Origin of the sequence: Streptomyces sp. NPDC000075, assembly GCF_040301925.1 — a bacterium.
Classification (GTDB): domain Bacteria; phylum Actinomycetota; class Actinomycetes; order Streptomycetales; family Streptomycetaceae; genus Streptomyces; species Streptomyces polychromogenes.
Genome location: NZ_JBEPFL010000006.1, coordinates 227,173 through 242,578, shown reverse-complemented (window position 1 = coordinate 242,578; position 15,406 = coordinate 227,173). Strand labels below are relative to the sequence as shown.

Here is a 15,406-nt window from a genome sequence, read left to right as displayed (position 1 = left end):
GCGGCGCTATTCCACGACGGCCATCTCCCGTGGCGCCCCGTTGAGCCGGCGGCCGCCGTCGTCCGTGACGGTGACGATGTCCTCGATGCGGACGCCGAAGCGGCCGGGCAGGTAGACGCCGGGCTCCACGGAGAAGCACATGCCGGGGACGAGGGGCTGCTCCTCGCCCTCGACCATGTACGGGGGTTCGTGCGTGGTGACGCCGATGCCGTGCCCGGTGCGGTGGATGAAGCGGTCGCCGTAGCCGAACTCGGTGATGACGGCGCGGGCGGCGCGGTCGACGTCCTGGCAGGCGGCGCCGGGGCGGACGGCGGCGAAGCCGGCCTGCTGGGCCTCGCGGACGACGTCGTGGACGCGCTGCTCCTCGGCGGTGGGTTCGCCGACGTGGACGGTGCGGGAGATGTCGGATCCGTAGCCGTGCTTGAGGCCGCCGAAGTCGAGGACGACCATGTCGCCGTGCCGGATGACCCGGTCGCCGGCCTCGTGGTGCGGGTTGGCGCCGTTGGGGCCGGAGCCGACGACGGTGAAGTCCACCTGGGAGTGGCCGTGGGCGCGCAGCAGCCCGGCGAGGTCGTCGGCGACGTCGCTCTCGCGGCGGCCGGCGAAGGGGACGTGGAGGATCTGCGCGTAGGCGGCGTCGGCGGCGGCTCCCGCGGCCGCGAGGCGGGCGAGTTCGCGGTCGTCCTTGACGGCGCGGAGCATCGGCAGGGCCGCGGTGAGCGGGGTGTAGGAGGTGGTGGGCAGCTCCCGCTGGAGGCCGAGGAGGTGCAGGGCCCAGGTGTTGTCGCTGACGCCGAAGCGGCCGCTGACGTCGAGGAGCGGGGCGGTGAGGGCGTACGGGTCCTTGCCGTCGGTCCAGTCCCGCAGGGTGAGGGCGCCGGCTCCGGGGGCCTTGGCGGCGTCGGGGGCCTCCAGGGCGGGGACGACGAGGACGGGGTCCTGGCCGGCGGCGAGGACGAGAAGGGTGAGCCGTTCGGTCTCGGCGGTGGGGCGGTATCCGGTGAGGTGGGTGAGGTCGGGGCCGGGTGCGATGAGCAGTCCGGCCAGTCCGGCGTCGGCCGCGCTCTCGGCGGCGGCGGCCATGCGGGCGGCGTAGTCGGCGGTGGTGAAGGGGGACGGTTCGGGGTGGGCGGGCTCAGGGCCGGGTGCGGTGGTCATACGGCGATCCTGCCGTGAGGCGGTGGGCGAACGCGGCGGCCGCGCCGGACAGGGTCGCGGGCGCGAGGAGTTCCGTACGGTGCACCAGGCGCGGGGCGTCGAGGGGGACGGCGACCCCGGCACCGGGGCCTTGAGCGGCGGCGGCTTCGGCGGCGCGGCGGGGCAGCAGGACGAGGCCGTGTCCGGCGGTGGCGAGGGCGCACAGGGCGTGCAGGTCGGTGCCCTCGTACCGCAGGGCGGTGCGGGCGGAGCCGTGGGCGGGGGTGAGGGGCAGGCCGGCGTCGGGGGCGTCGAGCCAGCGGGCGTCGGCGAGGTCGTCGAGCCGGACGGCGGCCCGCCGGGCGAAGGGGTGTCCGGCGGGGAGGAGGAGGGCCAGGCCCTCCTCGCCCACCCCGGTGGTCTTCAGCGGGGCCACGTCGGGCAGCCGCAGGGGGTCGCTGGGGGCGGCGAGCCCGTCGACGAGGCCGAGGTCGCAGTCCCCGGCGGCGACGGCCGCGGGCACCCGGTCCGGGGGCAGGACGCGCAGGGTGACCCCGGTGGCGGGGAGGGCGGCGAGCAGGCGGGGGCCGACGGCGAGGGGGGAGGCGGCGAGGGTCACGGCGCCGGGCGGGGCGGCGGCCAGGCGCAGGACGTCGGCGCGGGCGGCGTCGAGCCGCAGCAGGAGGGGGCCGGCGTGTTCGAGGAGCCGGGCCCCGGCGGGGGTGGGGGCGACGGGGCGGCGGGTGAGGAGCTCGGTGCGCAGGTCCCCTTCGAGGGCGGCGATGTGCTGGGAGACGGCGGACTGGGTGTAGCCGAGTTCCCGGGCGGCGGCGGAGAAGGAGGCGAGGCGGGCGACGGCGACGAAGGTGCGCAGGAGGTGCGGGTCCATGCGCTGATCATTCCACCCAGCTCATCAGCTCTGCTTATCGAGCCTCCAGGAACAATCGTTGGCGCTGAACCAGGACCGGCCGCCAGGATGGTTGCCATGACCACCGCACCGGCCGCACCGGCCGCCCTCCCCGCGCTCTCCCCCGTCGCCTCCGTGGCCCGGATCGCCCTGGTCGGCGACCGTTCCCCGCACGTGAAGTCGCACACCCGGATCCCGCTCCTGCTCGACGCGCTGGCCGCGCGCGAGGGGCTGGTGCTCGACGCCTACTGGATCCCGACCGGGGACGCCGGGGCGGAGGCCGCCGACGGGACCCTGGCGGGGTTCGACGCGGTGTGGGTGCTGCCGGGCAGCCCGTACGCCAGCGAGGCGGGGGCGCTGGCCGCGATCCGGGTGGCGCGGGAGGAGGGGATTCCCTTCCTCGGCACCTGCGGGGGCTTCCAGCACGCCCTGCTGGAGTACGCCCGTACGGTCTGCGGTCTGACGGAGGCCGCGCACGCGGAGACCGACCCCGGGGCCGAGGACCCGCTGATCGCGCCGCTCGCCTGCTCGCTCGTCGGGCACGAGGGCGTGGTGCGGGCGCAGCCCGGCTCGCTCGCGGAGTCCGTGCTGGGGGCCGAGCGGTCGATGGAGCGCTACCACTGCACCTACGGGCCGGCCCCGCGGCACCTTCCGGAGCTCACGGCGCACGGGCTGCGGCTGTCGGGGCACGACGAGGAGGGGCAGGTGCGGATGGCGGAACTGCCGGGGCATCCGTTCTTCCTGGCCACGCTCTTCCAGCCCGAGCTCGCCGGTGACGGGACGCGGCCGCACCCGGTGGTCCGGGCCCTGGCCGCGGCGGCCGTCGCGCACGCGGCGCGGCGCGCGGACGGGGTCGTCCCCCGGCCGGCGGCGAGCCTGGCCGGCGGCCGGGCCGCCGGATAACCCGTCGCGGAACCACCCATCTGATCGGCTATGCTGTGCTTGCACGACGAACGGGTGGTCCGCCGCCCTTCGTGGTGGGTGTAGCTCAGTTGGTAGAGCACCTGGTTGTGGTCCAGGTGGCCGCGGGTTCGAGTCCCGTCACTCACCCTTTCCGTCCCGTAGGGGGTACGAGGTCCGCCTCGTACCCCCTACGGGCGTTCGCGCGGCCGTTCAGCCGCGGAGGAAGGCCTCCACCGCCGTGACGAAGGCCACGGGGGTCTCGTGGGGCGGGTAGTGGCCGGCGCCGGGGACCGTGACGACCTTGCAGTCCGGGTACCAGGCCTGCCAGGTGGCGCGCATCACATCGGCCGTCAGGGCGAGGTCGTACTCCCCGACGAGGACCAGCACCGGCACGGTGTTCCCCTTGACGGCGGAGGACAGGTCGCGGGGCTGCCAGTCGGCGAGGTAGCCGGCGAAGGCCTCGGGACGGGAGACGTCCAGGGAGTGGGCGACCATCCGGTCCAGCCAGTGGCCGCTCGCGCGGTGGCCGGTGACGAGGTCGAGGATGGTGCGGCGCTTGGCGGGGTCCTGGGCGGCGCCGTAGAAGAGGGCGTGGGTGTCGTCGTCCATCGCATAGGGCGCGGCCGGCACCGGGCAGAGGCCGATCAGCTTCTCGACCCGCTCGGGCGCCCGGACCAGGACCTGCTGGACGGCCTTGCCGCCCATGGAGTGGCCGAGCAGGGAGAAGGTGTCCCAGCCGAGTTCGTCGGCGAGGGCGAGGACGTCGTCGGCGATCTCGGGGAGGGTGTAGCGGCCGGGGACGTCACGGCGGCGGCCGTAGCCGCGGTAGTCGAGGAAGGCGTACGAGAACCCCTTCGGATCCAGGTGGTCCAGTACGGAGCCCCAGTTGTCGGAGGTCCCGAACCAGTCGTGCAGCACGATGACGCGGACGGGTCCGGTGCCGATCCTGCGGTGGGCGATGGCCATGCGTTCTCCCTCGGTGACGGTGATGTGGATCCCGACGCCGTTCGTTCTGCCCACCGGCCCTACGATCACACCGTGCAGCCCGAACCGCTCCGAAAGCCATTGGTCATGGGGGACTTCTCGCGCGCAGACGGCGCCCGCCACCCGCACCATCCCGGAAGCTACGAGATCAGCGACCCGGCCGAGATCCGCGAGGTCCGGGCCGTCCGGCGGATCGGACGGCAGCGGGCCGCCGCCGCGGCCGCCGACGGGGTCGTCTTCTGCTGCTGCGGGGACGACGACGGGACCGCGCACCCCACCCCCGAGTCGAACCGGCTCCTCGACCCGCTGTCGCCCGACGGCATCCCGGCCCGGCACCGGACCCGGTGGGCCGCGGCGGCGCCCGAGGGACTGCGGGCGTACGCCCACGCCCTGGCCGGGGGCGAGGAAGAGCCCGCCCCGCCGCACGGGGTGGCGTACGCGGTGGTCTTCGGCTGGCTCGGCACCCCGCGCCCGGAACCCCGCGACGCGGCGTGGCTGCTCGCGGAGCGCGGCCCGACGCGGCTGCTGACCGGGGTGCCCACGGAGGAACTGGCCTGGGCGGTGCGGGAGACGGACCGGGCCGGGCTGGAGGGTGCCGTGCGCTTCTTCGCGAGCGAGGAGTTCACCACCCGCCACCCCAAGCGCCGCCGCGTCCCCGACACCGCCCGGGACCGGCTGCTCCGGCACGCGCGCAGCCACCGCCCCGCGGACCTGGCGGTCCTGGAGCGGCGGCTGCTGCGCACACCGGAGGACCGGATCAGACGGTCCTGAGCGCCGGGTCCGAGACGCCCGTCGCGCCCGTTTCGACGTGGCCCGCGAAGCGGCGCAGGAAGGTGGTGTCCGCGTCGGAGACCACCGTCACGTCGTACCAGCGGCCCGAGGCGCGCAGGTCGACCGTGAAGGGGACGGTGGCGCCCGGGTTGACCTTGAAGGTCTGGGCGGCGCCGCCGTAGGCGTTGGTGACCGTGAGGTTCACCGCGGCCGAGCCGCCGTTGGTCAGGGTCAGGGCCAGGTTGCCGGTGGCGTCCACGTGGCGGGCCGTCACCTCGGGGCCGGCCTTCTTCGCCGGGCCCTTCCAGGTGCGCAGGAAGCCGTTGGGGCCCCAGACCGTCAGGTCGATCTTGTTGCCGGTGGAGCTGCTGGTGCTCCAGGTGTCCGAGAGGGTCTTGCCCGCCTCGACCGTGTAGGGCCAGGGGCCGTCCGTGCGGTTGCCGGAGGTGCTGTGGAAGTGCGCGCCGAGCTTCGGGCCGGAGGAGAAGGTCAGCGTGAACTTGCCGGTGGAGACGGTGCGCGCGCCGTCCACGTACGGGCTGTAGCCCAGGGCGCGGGTCGGCTTGGAGCCGGACTCCTGCCTGGGCAGGGTGCCCGTGGCCGGCGGGACCGGGTGGTAGGAGGGGTGGGCGTTGTGGTCCGCCGGGACGTAGGCGCCGGTGGAGGGCAGGGACGCGGGGGTGGCGTCGGCCTGGGTGAAGTCGAACGCCGAGGTCAGGTCGCCGCAGACGGCCCGGCGCCAGGGCGAGATGTTGGGCTCCTGCACCCCGAAGCGCTTCTCCATGAAGCGGATCACCGAGGTGTGGTCGAAGGTCTCGGAGCAGACGTAACCGCCCTTGCTCCACGGGGAGACCACGATCATCGGGACGCGCGGGCCCAGGCCGTACGGGCCGGCCGTGTAGCCGTTGCCGCCGGCGTACAGGTCGCGGGTGACGTCCGCCGTGGACAGGCCCCAGGCGGAGGAGGCCGGCGGGTACGGGGGCACGACGTGGTCGAAGAAGCCGTCGTTCTCGTCGTAGGTGATGAAGAACGCCGTCTTCGCCCACACCGCCGGGTTCGCGGTCAGCGCGTCCAGGACCTGCGAGATGTACCAGGCGCCGAAGTTCACCGGCCAGTTCGGGTGCTCGCTGAAGGCCTCGGGGGCCGCGATCCAGGAGACCTGCGGCAGGGTGCCGTTCACCACGTCCGCGCGCAGCTTGTCGAAGTAGCCCTCGCCCGCCTTGGCGTTGGTGCCGGTGCGCGCCTTCTCGTACAGGGCGTCGCCGGGCTGGGCATTGCGGTAGCTGTTGAAGTAGAGGAGGGAGTTGTCGCCGTAGTTGCCGCGGAAGGCGTCGCCGATCCAGCCCCAGCCGCCGGCGGCGTTCAGGCCGTCACCGATGTCCTGGTAGATCTTCCAGGAGACCCCCGCCGCCTCCAGGCGCTCCGGGTAGGTCTTCCAGCCGTAGCCCGCCTCCTGGTTGCCGAGGACCGGGCCGCCGCCGGTGCCGTCGTTGCCCGTGTGGCCCGTCCACATGTAGTAGCGGTTGGGGTCGGTGGCGCCGATGAAGGAGCAGTGGTAGGCGTCGCACACGGTGAAGGCGTCGGCCAGGGCGTAGTGGAACGGGATGTCGTTCCGCGTCATGTACGCCATGGTGGTGGCCGTCTTCGCCGGCACCCACTTGTCGTACTTGCCGTTGTTGTAGGCCTGGTGGCCGCCCGCCCAGTCGTGGTTGAGGCCCTCGACGAACTGCATGCCGAGGTCGCTGACCTGCGGGTTGAAGGGCAGGATGTCCTTCGTCCCGTTGGACTGGTAGAAGACCGACTTCCCGTTGTCCTGGAGCACGGGCCGCGGGTCCCCGAAGCCGCGGACGCCCTTCATCGTGCCGAAGTACTGGTCGAAGGACCGGTTCTCCTGCATGAGGACGACGATGTGCTCGATGTCCTGGATGGTTCCGGTGCCGCCCTGCGCCGGTATGGAGGCGGCGCGGGCGATGCTCTCGTTCAGCATCGCGGCGGCGGCGGTGCCGCCCGCGATCTGGAGGAACCTGCGTCGGTTCAGTTCAGCCATGGTGTGACGACCTCTGGGGGTGAGGGGGGAGTCGGGCGCCCCAAGGACAGCGGGCCCGGGGTACCGGACGGAGATCCCCGTCTGACGACGGGCCGTACAGCGGGCGAACGGAAGCCGCCGGGGGCGGAACTCCCGAACGGACCGCACATCTGGTGGAATGACCTCCACACACGGCACGGGGGGCGCGGGGCATGGCGGGGAACGGGGCCGGGCATACCGTGCGCTCCGGGGGCGGAACGACTCTGGAAGCGGATCGCGGGACGGTTCACGGATCGGTTCAGGGCTCGGTTCACGGATCGGTTCGGGGAACGACGGTACGGGCAACCGGGCGCCGGGCGACAGACCCTGACGGGACGTCAGTGACCGTGACCGCCGGGACGGAGGGGGACGCGTGAGCCTTCCACAGCTCCACTACGACGGCGGGCCCGGCTTCGCCGCCGTGACGCCCGGGGTCTCCGAGGCGCTGCTGCGCGAGGCGGAGCCGCTCCTCGCGTACGAGCCGCCGCCGGGGGGCGCGGCCCACGAGGCTCTGAGCCTGAGCCTGCTCGCGGACGGCAGCCGGCTGCTGGCCCGTACGGCCGCCGCCGGCCCGGACTTCCACGCGCACGCCGTCCACCTGCCCGGCGAGGCCCGGGGCGCCCTGCCGGTCACCGCCTGGGGTTCGGCGGGGTGGCGGGAGCGGACCCCGGCGGACGGGCCGCCGCCCGCGCTGGAGCAGATACCCGCGCCGGGGCCGTACGACCGGGCCGCGATGGCGGAGTTCGTCGCGGCCCGGGGGCCCTGGCTCGCCGCGTTCTTCGACGACGTGCGCCGGGTCGCGGAGGAGCCGGGCGCGCCCCGCGTCGTGCTGGTGGAGGCCGACGGGGCGGACGTGGCCCGGTGGGTCATGCTGGCGTGCGGTGTGCTGCCGCACGCGCGGGGACAGCGGCTGACCTTCACCACGTACACGCGGCGTCCGCTGTCCGCCCCGCAGCAGCTGGTCGGGGTCCTGCCGCAGGACGCCGGCGTGCTGGCGGGCGGGGGGCGTCGCCACCGGGTGTACGAGGCCGCGCACGGGCCGGCCCCCGAGCCGCCCCGGGGGCCGGCGGCCCTGTGGGCGCGGACGGCCGCCGCCGCCTGGCTGGCGGGCCGGCCGGAGCTGTTCGCCGAGGTCCGCCGGATCCCCGGCGAGCCGTACGAGGCGGGCCCGCTGGCCGCGCTCGCGCTGGCCGCCGGGGTCCCGCTGGGGTCGGCGGCCCGGGCGGCGGCCGCCGCGTGGGCCGCCGGGCACGGCAACGCGCTGGACGGCGTACGGCTGCACGCGCTCGCCGGGGTGCTGGTCCGGCCGGGCGGGGAGCCGCGCGGGGCGGCGGAGGCGGCCGCGACGGAGCGGCTGCTGGCGTCCCTCGACGCGGGGGCCCGCAGCGCGCTCGCGGCGGAGCTGGAACCGGAGCTGCGGGCGGCGCTGGCCGACCCGGAAGGCGAACCGGCGCCGCTGGCCGGGCTGTTGCTGTCGGCGGCGGCCCTGGACGCGGACACCGCCGGACTGCTCCCGCAGGCGGCACGGAAACTGGCGTGGGCCCTGCTCACGGATCCGGAGGGGGCGTACGGGCAGGAGGTACGGGCCGCGCTGGCGGAACTGCCCGCGCTGCGGGCCCTCGTGCTCGACCGCCTCGACGCCCTCGCGGCGGGCGACCCGCCAGCCGCGGCCCGCCTGTTCGCCCGGACCGGGTTCCGGCTGGGCGCGGCGGAGGCACTGCCGCACCTGCGGATGTGCGCCCGGGGCCGCCCCGCCGGGGACCGGGTGGTCGCACTGGACGCCCTGCTGCGCGAAGCGGGCGTCTCCCCGTACGCGGAGCCGCTGGTCCTGCGGACGGGCGTGCGCCTGGTGTGGGACGGCCTGACCCCGGCCCCGGTGGAGGCCCGCCTGCTCCTGGCCACGACGGGCGCCCCGGTGCACCGCCGGGCGGGCACCTGGGAGCTCCTGGCCCGGTCGGCCACCGAAGCCCCGCCCGCCGACCCGCAGGCCCCGGAGCTGGCGGCGGAACTCCTGCGCCACTTCGCGGAGGAACTCCCGGCGGACCTGCGCGACCGCCTGCGGGAACGCGCCGCCGCACCCCCGGGGGAGACGCCCGCCTGAGCCCGGGCGGGCGCGGGCCCGCCGCGCGGATGGGGTGCCGTACCGGTTCCCTACTCAACGGCCCCGCAAGGGATCTGAGCATCCGTACTCAGGCCCGCCCGGCCCCACGGGGTCATCGTGGAGGCATGCCCATACAGCCTTGTGACCCGCGGCCGCGCGTCGGCATCACCGCCGTCGGCGCCCTCCTCCCCGAGGACGCCCTGTCCTCGGACGACCTCCAGCGGGAGGTCGCCCGCCGCAGCGGCATCGCGCTGCCGGCCCGGATCCTGACCCAGGCCACCGGGATCGTCTCGCGCCGGGTGGCGGCCGAGGGCGTGTACGCGTCCACGCTCGCGGCGGGCGCGGCCCGCCGGGCGCTGGAGGGCGCCGGGCTGGACCCCCTCGACGTGGACCTGCTGGTGTTCGCCTCCGCCTCGCGGGACCTCGTCGAGCCGGCCACCGCGCACATCGTGCAGGCGCTGCTCGGCTCGCGGGCGCACGCCGTCGACGTCACGAACGCGTGCAACAGCTTCGTCAACGGCATCGACCTCGCCCGGAGCATGATCCTCTCCGGCCGGGCCCGGCGGGCCCTCGTGGTCACCGGGGAGACCCCGAGCCGCGCGGTCCGCAAGGACCCGGCCGACTTCGCGGAGTTCCGCGCCGCCTTCGCCGGCTACACCTTCGGCGACGCGGGCGCCGCGGTCGTCCTGGAGCCGGTGGAGCGCGGCGGGATCCTGGACGTGGACGGTGAGACGCGCTCGGAGCACTGGGAGGTCGGCGGCATCCCGGGCGGCGGGTCCCGGCACCCGCGCGGGGACGCGTACACCTACTTCCAGGGTGACGGGCACGAACTGCGCGGGGTCTTCGAGAAGGCGGGCACCGCGGTCGTCGACCGGACCCTGCACCGCACCGGCATGGGCTGGGACGGGTTCTCGAAGGTCCTGGTGCACCAGGTGACGGTGCCCTACCTGGAGCGGTTCGCGGAGCTGACCGGGGTGCCGGAGGACAAGCTGGTGGTGACGGTGCCCGAGCTCGGCAACGTGGCGAGCGCGAGCATCGGCGTGCAGCTGGACCGGATCTACGGTGAACTGGAGCCGGGAGAGCGGGTGTTGTTCGTCGGACTGGGCGGCGGGATCAGCATCATGACGATGGTCTGGGAGAAGTCGTGAGCGGCGCGCGGATGTGGGTGGTGGTGCCCGCGCACCAGGAGGCGGCCCGGATCGGCGGGACGCTGCGGGCGCTGGCCGCGCAGCGGGACCGGGACTTCACCCTGCTGGTCGTCGACAACGCCTCGGCGGACGGAACCGCCGTCATCGCACGGGAGTTCGCGGCCGGCGCGCCCTTCCCTGTAGAGGTGATCGAGGAGCCGGAGAAGGGGGTCGGCTCGGCCGTGGACACCGGTTTCCGGTACGCCATCGCGCGCGGCGCCACCCTGCTCGCCCGGACGGACGCCGACTGCCTGCCCGCGCCCGGCTGGACGGGCGCGGCCCGGGCCGCGCTGCTGGCCCGGCCGGGGCTGGTGTGCGGGCGGATCACGGCGCGGCGCGACGAGCACGGGCCCCTGGGCCGGGCCGCGTTCGCGGGACTGGTGGGGCTGGCCGCGCTGTTCGGGCGGCTGCGGCCGCAGCACGCGCGGCGCCGCGGCTACCGGGCTCCGTACCGGATGCACGCGGGGAACAACATGGCGATCACCGCCGAGCTGTACCTGGCCGTGGGCGGGATGCCGCGGCGCCCGTCGCCCACGGACCGGCTGTTCCTGAACGCGGTCCGCCGCCACACCGACCGGATCTCCCGCTGCCGGGGGATGGTCGTGGAGAACTCCACCCGCCGGCTGCGGGCCTACGGGCTCGCGGGAACCGCCCGCTGGTACCTGGACCAGGGCAGCGGCACACACGGAACGGACGACCCCCGCTGATGCTGGACCGACTGGATCACGCGCTGCGCGCCCGGCCCGAGCGGCCGGCCGTGCTCACCGCCACCCGTGGGGGCGCCACCCGGGTCCGTGCCACCGGAGGTGAACTCGCGGCCCTGGCGGACGCGTTCGCGGCCGGCCTGCACGCGCGGGGGCTGCGGGCCGGGGACACCGTGGGGGTGGCCGTGCGGCCGGGGCCGCGTGCGCTGGCGGTGCTGCTGGCGCTGTGGCGGCTGGGGCTGCGGGGGGCGGTGCTGGACCCGGGGGCCGGGGCCGAGGTGCTGCGGGCCCGGCTCGCGCTGGCCCGGCCGGCGCTGGTGCTGGCCGACGCGGCCGCGCAGGCGGTGGCGGGCTGGGCGGCGCCGCTGGCCCGGCGGGCCCGGCTGGAGCTGCCGGAGCTGGCCGCGCTGGGACCGGTGGCCACCGTCGGGGCCCGGCTGCCGGGGTGCGCGCCCGCGCTGGACCTCGGGGCGCCCCGGGCGGGGGTGCCGGCGGGGTTCGAGGGGGACGGGGACGCGGTGGTGGTGTTCACCTCGGGGACCACGTCCCGGCCGCGTGCGGTGGTGCACTCCCGGGCGGGGCTGGCGGCCGGGATGGAGACGGTGTCGGCGCTGTTCGGCGGGGGCCGCGGCGCGCCCGTCCTGGGCGGGACCTTCTTCGTCCTGGTGCCCTCGCTGGCCCAGGGCTCGCCGGTCGCGCTGCCGGCCCGCTCCCCCGCCGTACTGGCCCGGCAGCTGGCGCGGCTGCGGCCCGGGGACACGTACCTGACACCGCCGCAGCTGCGGGACGCCCTCGGCGCGGGGGCCCGGTTCGGGGGCCGGGTGTGGACGGGCTCGGCTCCGGCGAGCGCGGGCCTGCTGGGCCGGGTCCGGGAGGCGGGGGCACGGGAGGCGTGGGGGGTGTACGCGCTGACGGAGCTGTTCCCGGCCGCCGCCGTGGAGTCCCGGGAGAAGGCCGCCTTCGACGCGGCCGGGGACCTGGTCGGCGCCCCGCTGCCCGGGGTGCGTACGGCGGTGGACGCGCGGGGCGAGCTGCTGCTGACCGGGCCGGCCGCCCGGGACCGCTACCTGGGCGAGGAACCCGACCCGTGGGTGCGTACCGGCGACCGGGCGCGGCTGGACGGGGCGGGGCGGATCGTGCTGGAGGGCCGCTGCAAGGACATGGTGCTGCGGCGGGCCGAGAACATCTACCCGGGGCTGTACGAGCCGGGTCTGCACGTGCCGGGCGTGGAGCTGGGCGTGCTGGTGGGGGTTCCGGCGGGCGACGGGGACGAGCGGCTGGTCGCGGTGGTGCAGCCCCGGCGCGGGGCGTCCGAACCGGCCCTGCGCGCGGCCCTGTCGGAGCCGCTGCGGGCGATGGGCACGGCCCGGCCGGACGCGCTGCTGTTCGCGGACATCCCGCTGTCGGGGCGCTCGCGCAAACCGGACCGGGCGGCGGTGTCGGCGCTGGCGGCGGCCCGGCTGGGAAGGGGCGCGGGGTGAGCCTGTGGGTGGTGGTCCCGGCGTTCGACGAGGCGGGGTCGATCGGGGCGACGCTGGCGGCGCTGGCCGCGCAGGAGGACACCGGGTTCCGGCTGGTGGTCGTCGACAACGCCTCCACGGACGGGACGGCCGCGGTCGTACGGGAGTTCGCGCGCTCGGCGCCGTTCCCCGTCGAGCTGGTCCACGAGCCCGAGCCGGGGGCGGGGACGGCGGCCGACACCGGGTTCCGGCACGCGGTGCGCGGCGGGGCGCGCCTGTTGCTGCGTACCGACGCGGACTGTCTGCCGGCCCGCGACTGGACGGCTGTGGCCCGGGCGGAGTTCGGGCGGGGCGCGCAGATGCTGTGCGGGCGGAGCGTGCCGCGCCGGGACGAGCGGCCGACGTTCGCCGAGGCCCGGCTGCTGCCGGCGCTGGTGCGGCTGACCGCGCTGTACGGGCGGTGGCGGCCTGCGCACCGGGGGCCGCGCTTCCGGTCCCCGTACGTGCTGTGCCACGGCCACAACCTCGGTGTCACCGCCGAGTTGTACGTGCGCTGCGGCGGGACTCCGCGCGAGCGGCTGGAGGAGGGGTCGGAGGACGTCACCCTGCTCAACCGGGCGCGGGAGCACAGCGCGCGGGTGGTGCGGTGCGAGCGGCTGGTGGTGGAGAACAGCCTGCGGAGGCTGCGTTCGTGGGGTGCGGGGCGCACCCTGCTCTGGTACTGGGACCGGCGATACCGGCCCGCCGACACGAGAGAGGTCCACGTCCGATGAACAGCCCCCACACCCGGGCCCGCAGGCGGGACCGCCGGGTGTACCTGCGCGGCCATCCCCTCCTCTTCGGGCTGCTGGCCCTTTCGCGCGGGCGCGGTGTGCGCAGGCTCGGCGGGACGGTGCTGGTGCACGACGCGGACGCGTACCGGGAGGCGCTGACCCGGCTGCCGCTGGACCGGACGGCGGCGGGGACGACCGGCGGGGCGGCCCGGGAGGCGCTGGGCGGCGCCGGGGGCGTGCTGTTCGACCAGGAGGGCGGCGGGCACCGGGCGGACCGGCGCGCCCTGGCCGAGGGCCTGGGCGCGGCGGGGGTGGAGCGGCTGCGGGAGGTGTGGCGGCCGCTGCTGGTACGGGGGCTCGCGCCGCTGGGGCGGGGCGGCGAGGTGGAGGTGGTGGCGCTGGCGCGGGAGCTGGCGGGGTCGGTGGTGTGCGCCCTGCTGGACCGTGCGGCCGACCCGCGCGCGCTCGCGGAGGCGGCCGCCGGGGCGGCGGCCGCCTCGGTACGGGACCACCTGCCGGGCCCGCCCCGGCCGGGCGCGGCGGCGGAGGCGGCCCGGGCGGCGGAGCGCCTGCGGGGGCTCCTGGGGGACCGGGACCCCCTCTCGGCGATGCTGGCGGTGGCGGCGGTGAACACGACGGTGGCGGCGCTGCCCCGGGCGGTGGCGTGGTGTGCGGACGCCGGTCTGTGGGAGCAGGCCGCGGACGCGGAGCTGCGGCCCCGGCTGGCCGGGGAGCTGCTGCGGGTGACGGCGGCCTCGCCGGTGCTGCCCCGGGTGGCGGCGGCGGACGGGGCGGTCGGGGGCTGCCCGGTGCGGGGCGGGGACCGGCTGCTGCTGGTGGCCCGGCACGCGGCGGGGGCGCACCGGCACGACCCGGACGGCCGGGCTCCGGCGGGGCCGGGGGTGGCGCGGCTGGTGTTCGGGGCGGGCCCGCACGCCTGCCCGGGGGCCCGGCTGGCCCGCGTCCAGCTGGCCGACGTCCTGGAGGCGCTGGCCCCGTACCGGCCGGTGGTGACGCGCTCCCGGGTGGACCGGCGGGCGGCCCTGCCGGGGTGGCGGGAGCTGACGGTGCGGGCGGGCGGCACGGCGGCGGGAGCGGGAGCATGAGGATCGCGGTGACGGGGGCGAGCGGGTTCTGCGGTGGCCGGGTCGCCCGTGCGGCGGCCGCGTCCGGCGCGTCGGTGGTGTGCCTGGGGCGCGGGCCGGGCCCGCTGGGCGTGCACCGGTACTGGGACGCGGCGTCGGCCGTGCCGGACCTGTCGGGGGTGGACGCGGTGGTCCACTGTGCGGCGGCGGTGGGCGATCCGGCGCCGGGTTCGCGGGCGGAGGCGGCGATGCGCGCCGTCAACGTGGACGGCACGGCCCGGCTGCTGCGGGCGGCGCGGGGCCGGCCGGTGGTGTGGGTGAGCAGCGCCAGCGTGTACGACCCCGGCCGTGACCGCGGCCTGGTCACGGAGGACCACCCCCGCTCGAACCACCTCAACGCCTACGGCCGCACGAAGGCGGAGGGCGAGGCGCTGGCCCTGGCGGCGGGCACGGTGGTGCTGCGCCCGAGGGCGGTCTACGGCCCGGGCGACACCCAGCTCCTGCCCCGGCTGCTGTCGCGGGTGCGGGCGGGCACCCTGTTCCTGCCGGGCCCGGACGTCCGGCTGAGCCTGACGGCCGTGGAGAACCTGGCGGCGGCGTGCCTCGCGGCGGTGGGCTGGCCCCCGGGCGCGTACAACGTGGCGGACGCCGAGCCGTACGGGCGGGACGCGGCGGTGGCCGCGGTGCTGCGCGCCCACGGGGTGCGGGCCCGCGTCCGCCACCTGCCGTTGCCGCTCGCAGCCGCGGCGGCCCGCGCGGCGGAGGCGGCGGCCCGGCTCACGGGCGCGGAGCCGGCCCTCAGCCGTTACGCGGTGGACCAGCTGGCCCACCCGGTGGTGCTGGACCTGGCCAGGGCCCGGTCCCGGGGCTGGACCCCGGGCCGGGCCCTGGAGGACTACCTGGCGGACGTCGGCGCGGTCAGCCCTCGGTGGGGGTGAGGCGCAGGGAGATGCTGTTGATGCAGTAGCGCTGGTCCGTGGGGGTCGGGTAGCCCTCGCCCTCGAAGACGTGGCCCAGGTGGGAGCCGCACTTCGCGCAGAGGACCTCCGTGCGGACCATGCCGTGCGAGGTGTCCGCCTTCAGTTCCACCGCCTCGGTGTCCTTCGGGTCGTAGAAGGACGGCCAGCCGCAGTGGGACTCGAACTTCTCCGAGGAGCGGAACAGCTCGGCGCCGCAGGCGCGGCAGGAGTAGACGCCCTCCGTCTTGGTGTCCGTGTACTCCCCGCGGAAGGCCGGCTCGGTGCCCGCGAGGCGGAGCACCTGGTACTCGGACGGGGTCAGCTCCGCCTGCCACTGCTCGTCCGTCTTCTGGACCTCGTACGCCATGAC

The 15,406-nt window shown here is 76.5% G+C and carries 14 protein-coding genes and 1 tRNA gene; 10 read left to right on the top strand and 5 right to left on the bottom strand.

What is annotated here, in order from left to right:
- Window positions 1-6 precede the first annotated feature (6 nt).
- Window positions 7-1,158, bottom strand: coding sequence for an aminopeptidase P family protein (locus ABT403_RS10350; RefSeq protein WP_344166241.1), 1,152 nt, complete (start codon window positions 1,156-1,158; stop codon window positions 7-9).
- A complete protein-coding gene (locus tag ABT403_RS10345; RefSeq protein ID WP_344166240.1) occupies window positions 1,136-2,026 on the bottom strand; it encodes a LysR family transcriptional regulator in 891 nt (296 codons plus the stop codon). Before ABT403_RS10345 ends, ABT403_RS10350 begins: the two co-directional genes overlap by 23 nt.
- Window positions 2,027-2,122: 96 nt before the next feature.
- Here ABT403_RS10345 and ABT403_RS10340 point away from each other — a divergent pair, with 96 nt between their 5' ends.
- Together ABT403_RS10340 and ABT403_RS10335 are read left to right on the top strand one after the other, a co-directional pair.
- Window positions 2,123-2,947, top strand: coding sequence for a CTP synthase C-terminal region-related (seleno)protein (locus tag ABT403_RS10340; RefSeq protein ID WP_344166239.1), 825 nt, complete (start codon window positions 2,123-2,125; stop codon window positions 2,945-2,947).
- Window positions 2,948-3,021: 74 nt separating this feature from the next.
- A tRNA-His gene (locus tag ABT403_RS10335) sits at window positions 3,022-3,094 on the top strand.
- A gap of 63 nt (window positions 3,095-3,157) precedes the next feature.
- On the opposite strand, the gene ABT403_RS10330 is transcribed toward ABT403_RS10335, so the two are convergent.
- Window positions 3,158-3,967, bottom strand: coding sequence for an alpha/beta fold hydrolase (locus tag ABT403_RS10330; protein WP_425580290.1), 810 nt, complete (start codon window positions 3,965-3,967; stop codon window positions 3,158-3,160).
- 18 nt (window positions 3,968-3,985) lie between these two features.
- Here ABT403_RS10330 and ABT403_RS10325 point away from each other — a divergent pair, with 18 nt between their 5' ends.
- Window positions 3,986-4,702: a hypothetical protein gene (locus tag ABT403_RS10325; protein WP_344166238.1), complete on the top strand. Its 717-nt coding sequence runs from the start codon at window positions 3,986-3,988 to the stop codon at window positions 4,700-4,702.
- Here the strand turns inward: ABT403_RS10325 and ABT403_RS10320 are convergent.
- Window positions 4,689-6,749: a phosphocholine-specific phospholipase C gene (locus ABT403_RS10320; protein ID WP_344166237.1), complete on the bottom strand. Its 2,061-nt coding sequence runs from the start codon at window positions 6,747-6,749 to the stop codon at window positions 4,689-4,691. The two genes, ABT403_RS10325 and ABT403_RS10320, sit on opposite strands and share 14 nt — an antisense overlap.
- Before the next feature lie 391 nt (window positions 6,750-7,140).
- Here ABT403_RS10320 and ABT403_RS10315 point away from each other — a divergent pair, with 391 nt between their 5' ends.
- The 7 genes from ABT403_RS10315 (at window position 7,141) to ABT403_RS10285 (ending at window position 15,015) form a co-directional block, all read left to right on the top strand.
- Window positions 7,141-8,868 carry a GTPase-associated protein 1-related protein gene (locus tag ABT403_RS10315; protein WP_344166236.1) on the top strand — a complete coding sequence of 576 codons (1,728 nt, stop codon included), beginning with the start codon at window positions 7,141-7,143 and terminating at the stop codon, window positions 8,866-8,868.
- A 125-nt stretch (window positions 8,869-8,993) separates the two neighbouring features.
- On the top strand, window positions 8,994-10,016 hold the full coding sequence (locus tag ABT403_RS10310; protein WP_344166235.1) for a 3-oxoacyl-ACP synthase III family protein: 1,023 nt from the start codon (window positions 8,994-8,996) through the stop codon (window positions 10,014-10,016).
- The gene (locus ABT403_RS10305; protein ID WP_425580289.1) at window positions 10,013-10,762 is read left to right on the top strand and encodes a glycosyltransferase family A protein; all 750 of its coding nucleotides are present in this window, start codon (window positions 10,013-10,015) and stop codon (window positions 10,760-10,762) included. The genes ABT403_RS10310 and ABT403_RS10305 overlap by 4 nt, the downstream gene beginning before the upstream one ends.
- Window positions 10,762-12,240, top strand: a complete 1,479-nt coding sequence (locus ABT403_RS10300) for an AMP-binding protein (RefSeq protein ID WP_344166234.1) — start codon at window positions 10,762-10,764, stop codon at window positions 12,238-12,240. Before ABT403_RS10305 ends, ABT403_RS10300 begins: the two co-directional genes overlap by 1 nt.
- Window positions 12,237-12,992: a glycosyltransferase family 2 protein gene (locus ABT403_RS10295; RefSeq protein ID WP_344166233.1), complete on the top strand. Its 756-nt coding sequence runs from the start codon at window positions 12,237-12,239 to the stop codon at window positions 12,990-12,992. The genes ABT403_RS10300 and ABT403_RS10295 overlap by 4 nt, the downstream gene beginning before the upstream one ends.
- Window positions 12,989-14,098, top strand: a complete 1,110-nt coding sequence (locus ABT403_RS10290; protein WP_344166232.1) for a cytochrome P450 — start codon at window positions 12,989-12,991, stop codon at window positions 14,096-14,098. Before ABT403_RS10295 ends, ABT403_RS10290 begins: the two co-directional genes overlap by 4 nt.
- Window positions 14,095-15,015, top strand: a complete 921-nt coding sequence (locus tag ABT403_RS10285; RefSeq protein WP_344166231.1) for an NAD-dependent epimerase/dehydratase family protein — start codon at window positions 14,095-14,097, stop codon at window positions 15,013-15,015. The genes ABT403_RS10290 and ABT403_RS10285 overlap by 4 nt, the downstream gene beginning before the upstream one ends.
- On the opposite strand, the gene msrB is transcribed toward ABT403_RS10285, so the two are convergent.
- Entirely contained in the window at window positions 14,996-15,403 is a 408-nt protein-coding gene (gene msrB, locus ABT403_RS10280) for a peptide-methionine (R)-S-oxide reductase MsrB (RefSeq protein WP_344166230.1), read from the bottom strand. The two genes, ABT403_RS10285 and msrB, sit on opposite strands and share 20 nt — an antisense overlap.
- Window positions 15,404-15,406 lie beyond the last annotated feature (3 nt).

What these genes read in the sequence shown, in the direction of transcription:
- ABT403_RS10290 (WP_344166232.1), top strand. Translation starts at nt 12,989, where the DNA reads ATGAACAGCCCCCACACCCGGGCCCGCAGGCGGGACCGCCGGGTGTAC.
- ABT403_RS10285 (WP_344166231.1), top strand. Translation starts at nt 14,095, where the DNA reads ATGAGGATCGCGGTGACGGGGGCGAGCGGGTTCTGCGGTGGCCGGGTC.
- ABT403_RS10300 (WP_344166234.1), top strand. Translation starts at nt 10,762, where the DNA reads ATGCTGGACCGACTGGATCACGCGCTGCGCGCCCGGCCCGAGCGGCCG.
- ABT403_RS10350 (WP_344166241.1), bottom strand. Translation starts at nt 1,158, where the DNA reads ATGACCACCGCACCCGGCCCTGAGCCCGCCCACCCCGAACCGTCCCCC.
- ABT403_RS10345 (WP_344166240.1), bottom strand. Translation starts at nt 2,026, where the DNA reads ATGGACCCGCACCTCCTGCGCACCTTCGTCGCCGTCGCCCGCCTCGCC.
- ABT403_RS10320 (WP_344166237.1), bottom strand. Translation starts at nt 6,749, where the DNA reads ATGGCTGAACTGAACCGACGCAGGTTCCTCCAGATCGCGGGCGGCACC.
- ABT403_RS10340 (WP_344166239.1), top strand. Translation starts at nt 2,123, where the DNA reads ATGACCACCGCACCGGCCGCACCGGCCGCCCTCCCCGCGCTCTCCCCC.
- ABT403_RS10310 (WP_344166235.1), top strand. Translation starts at nt 8,994, where the DNA reads ATGCCCATACAGCCTTGTGACCCGCGGCCGCGCGTCGGCATCACCGCC.
- msrB (WP_344166230.1), bottom strand. Translation starts at nt 15,403, where the DNA reads ATGGCGTACGAGGTCCAGAAGACGGACGAGCAGTGGCAGGCGGAGCTG.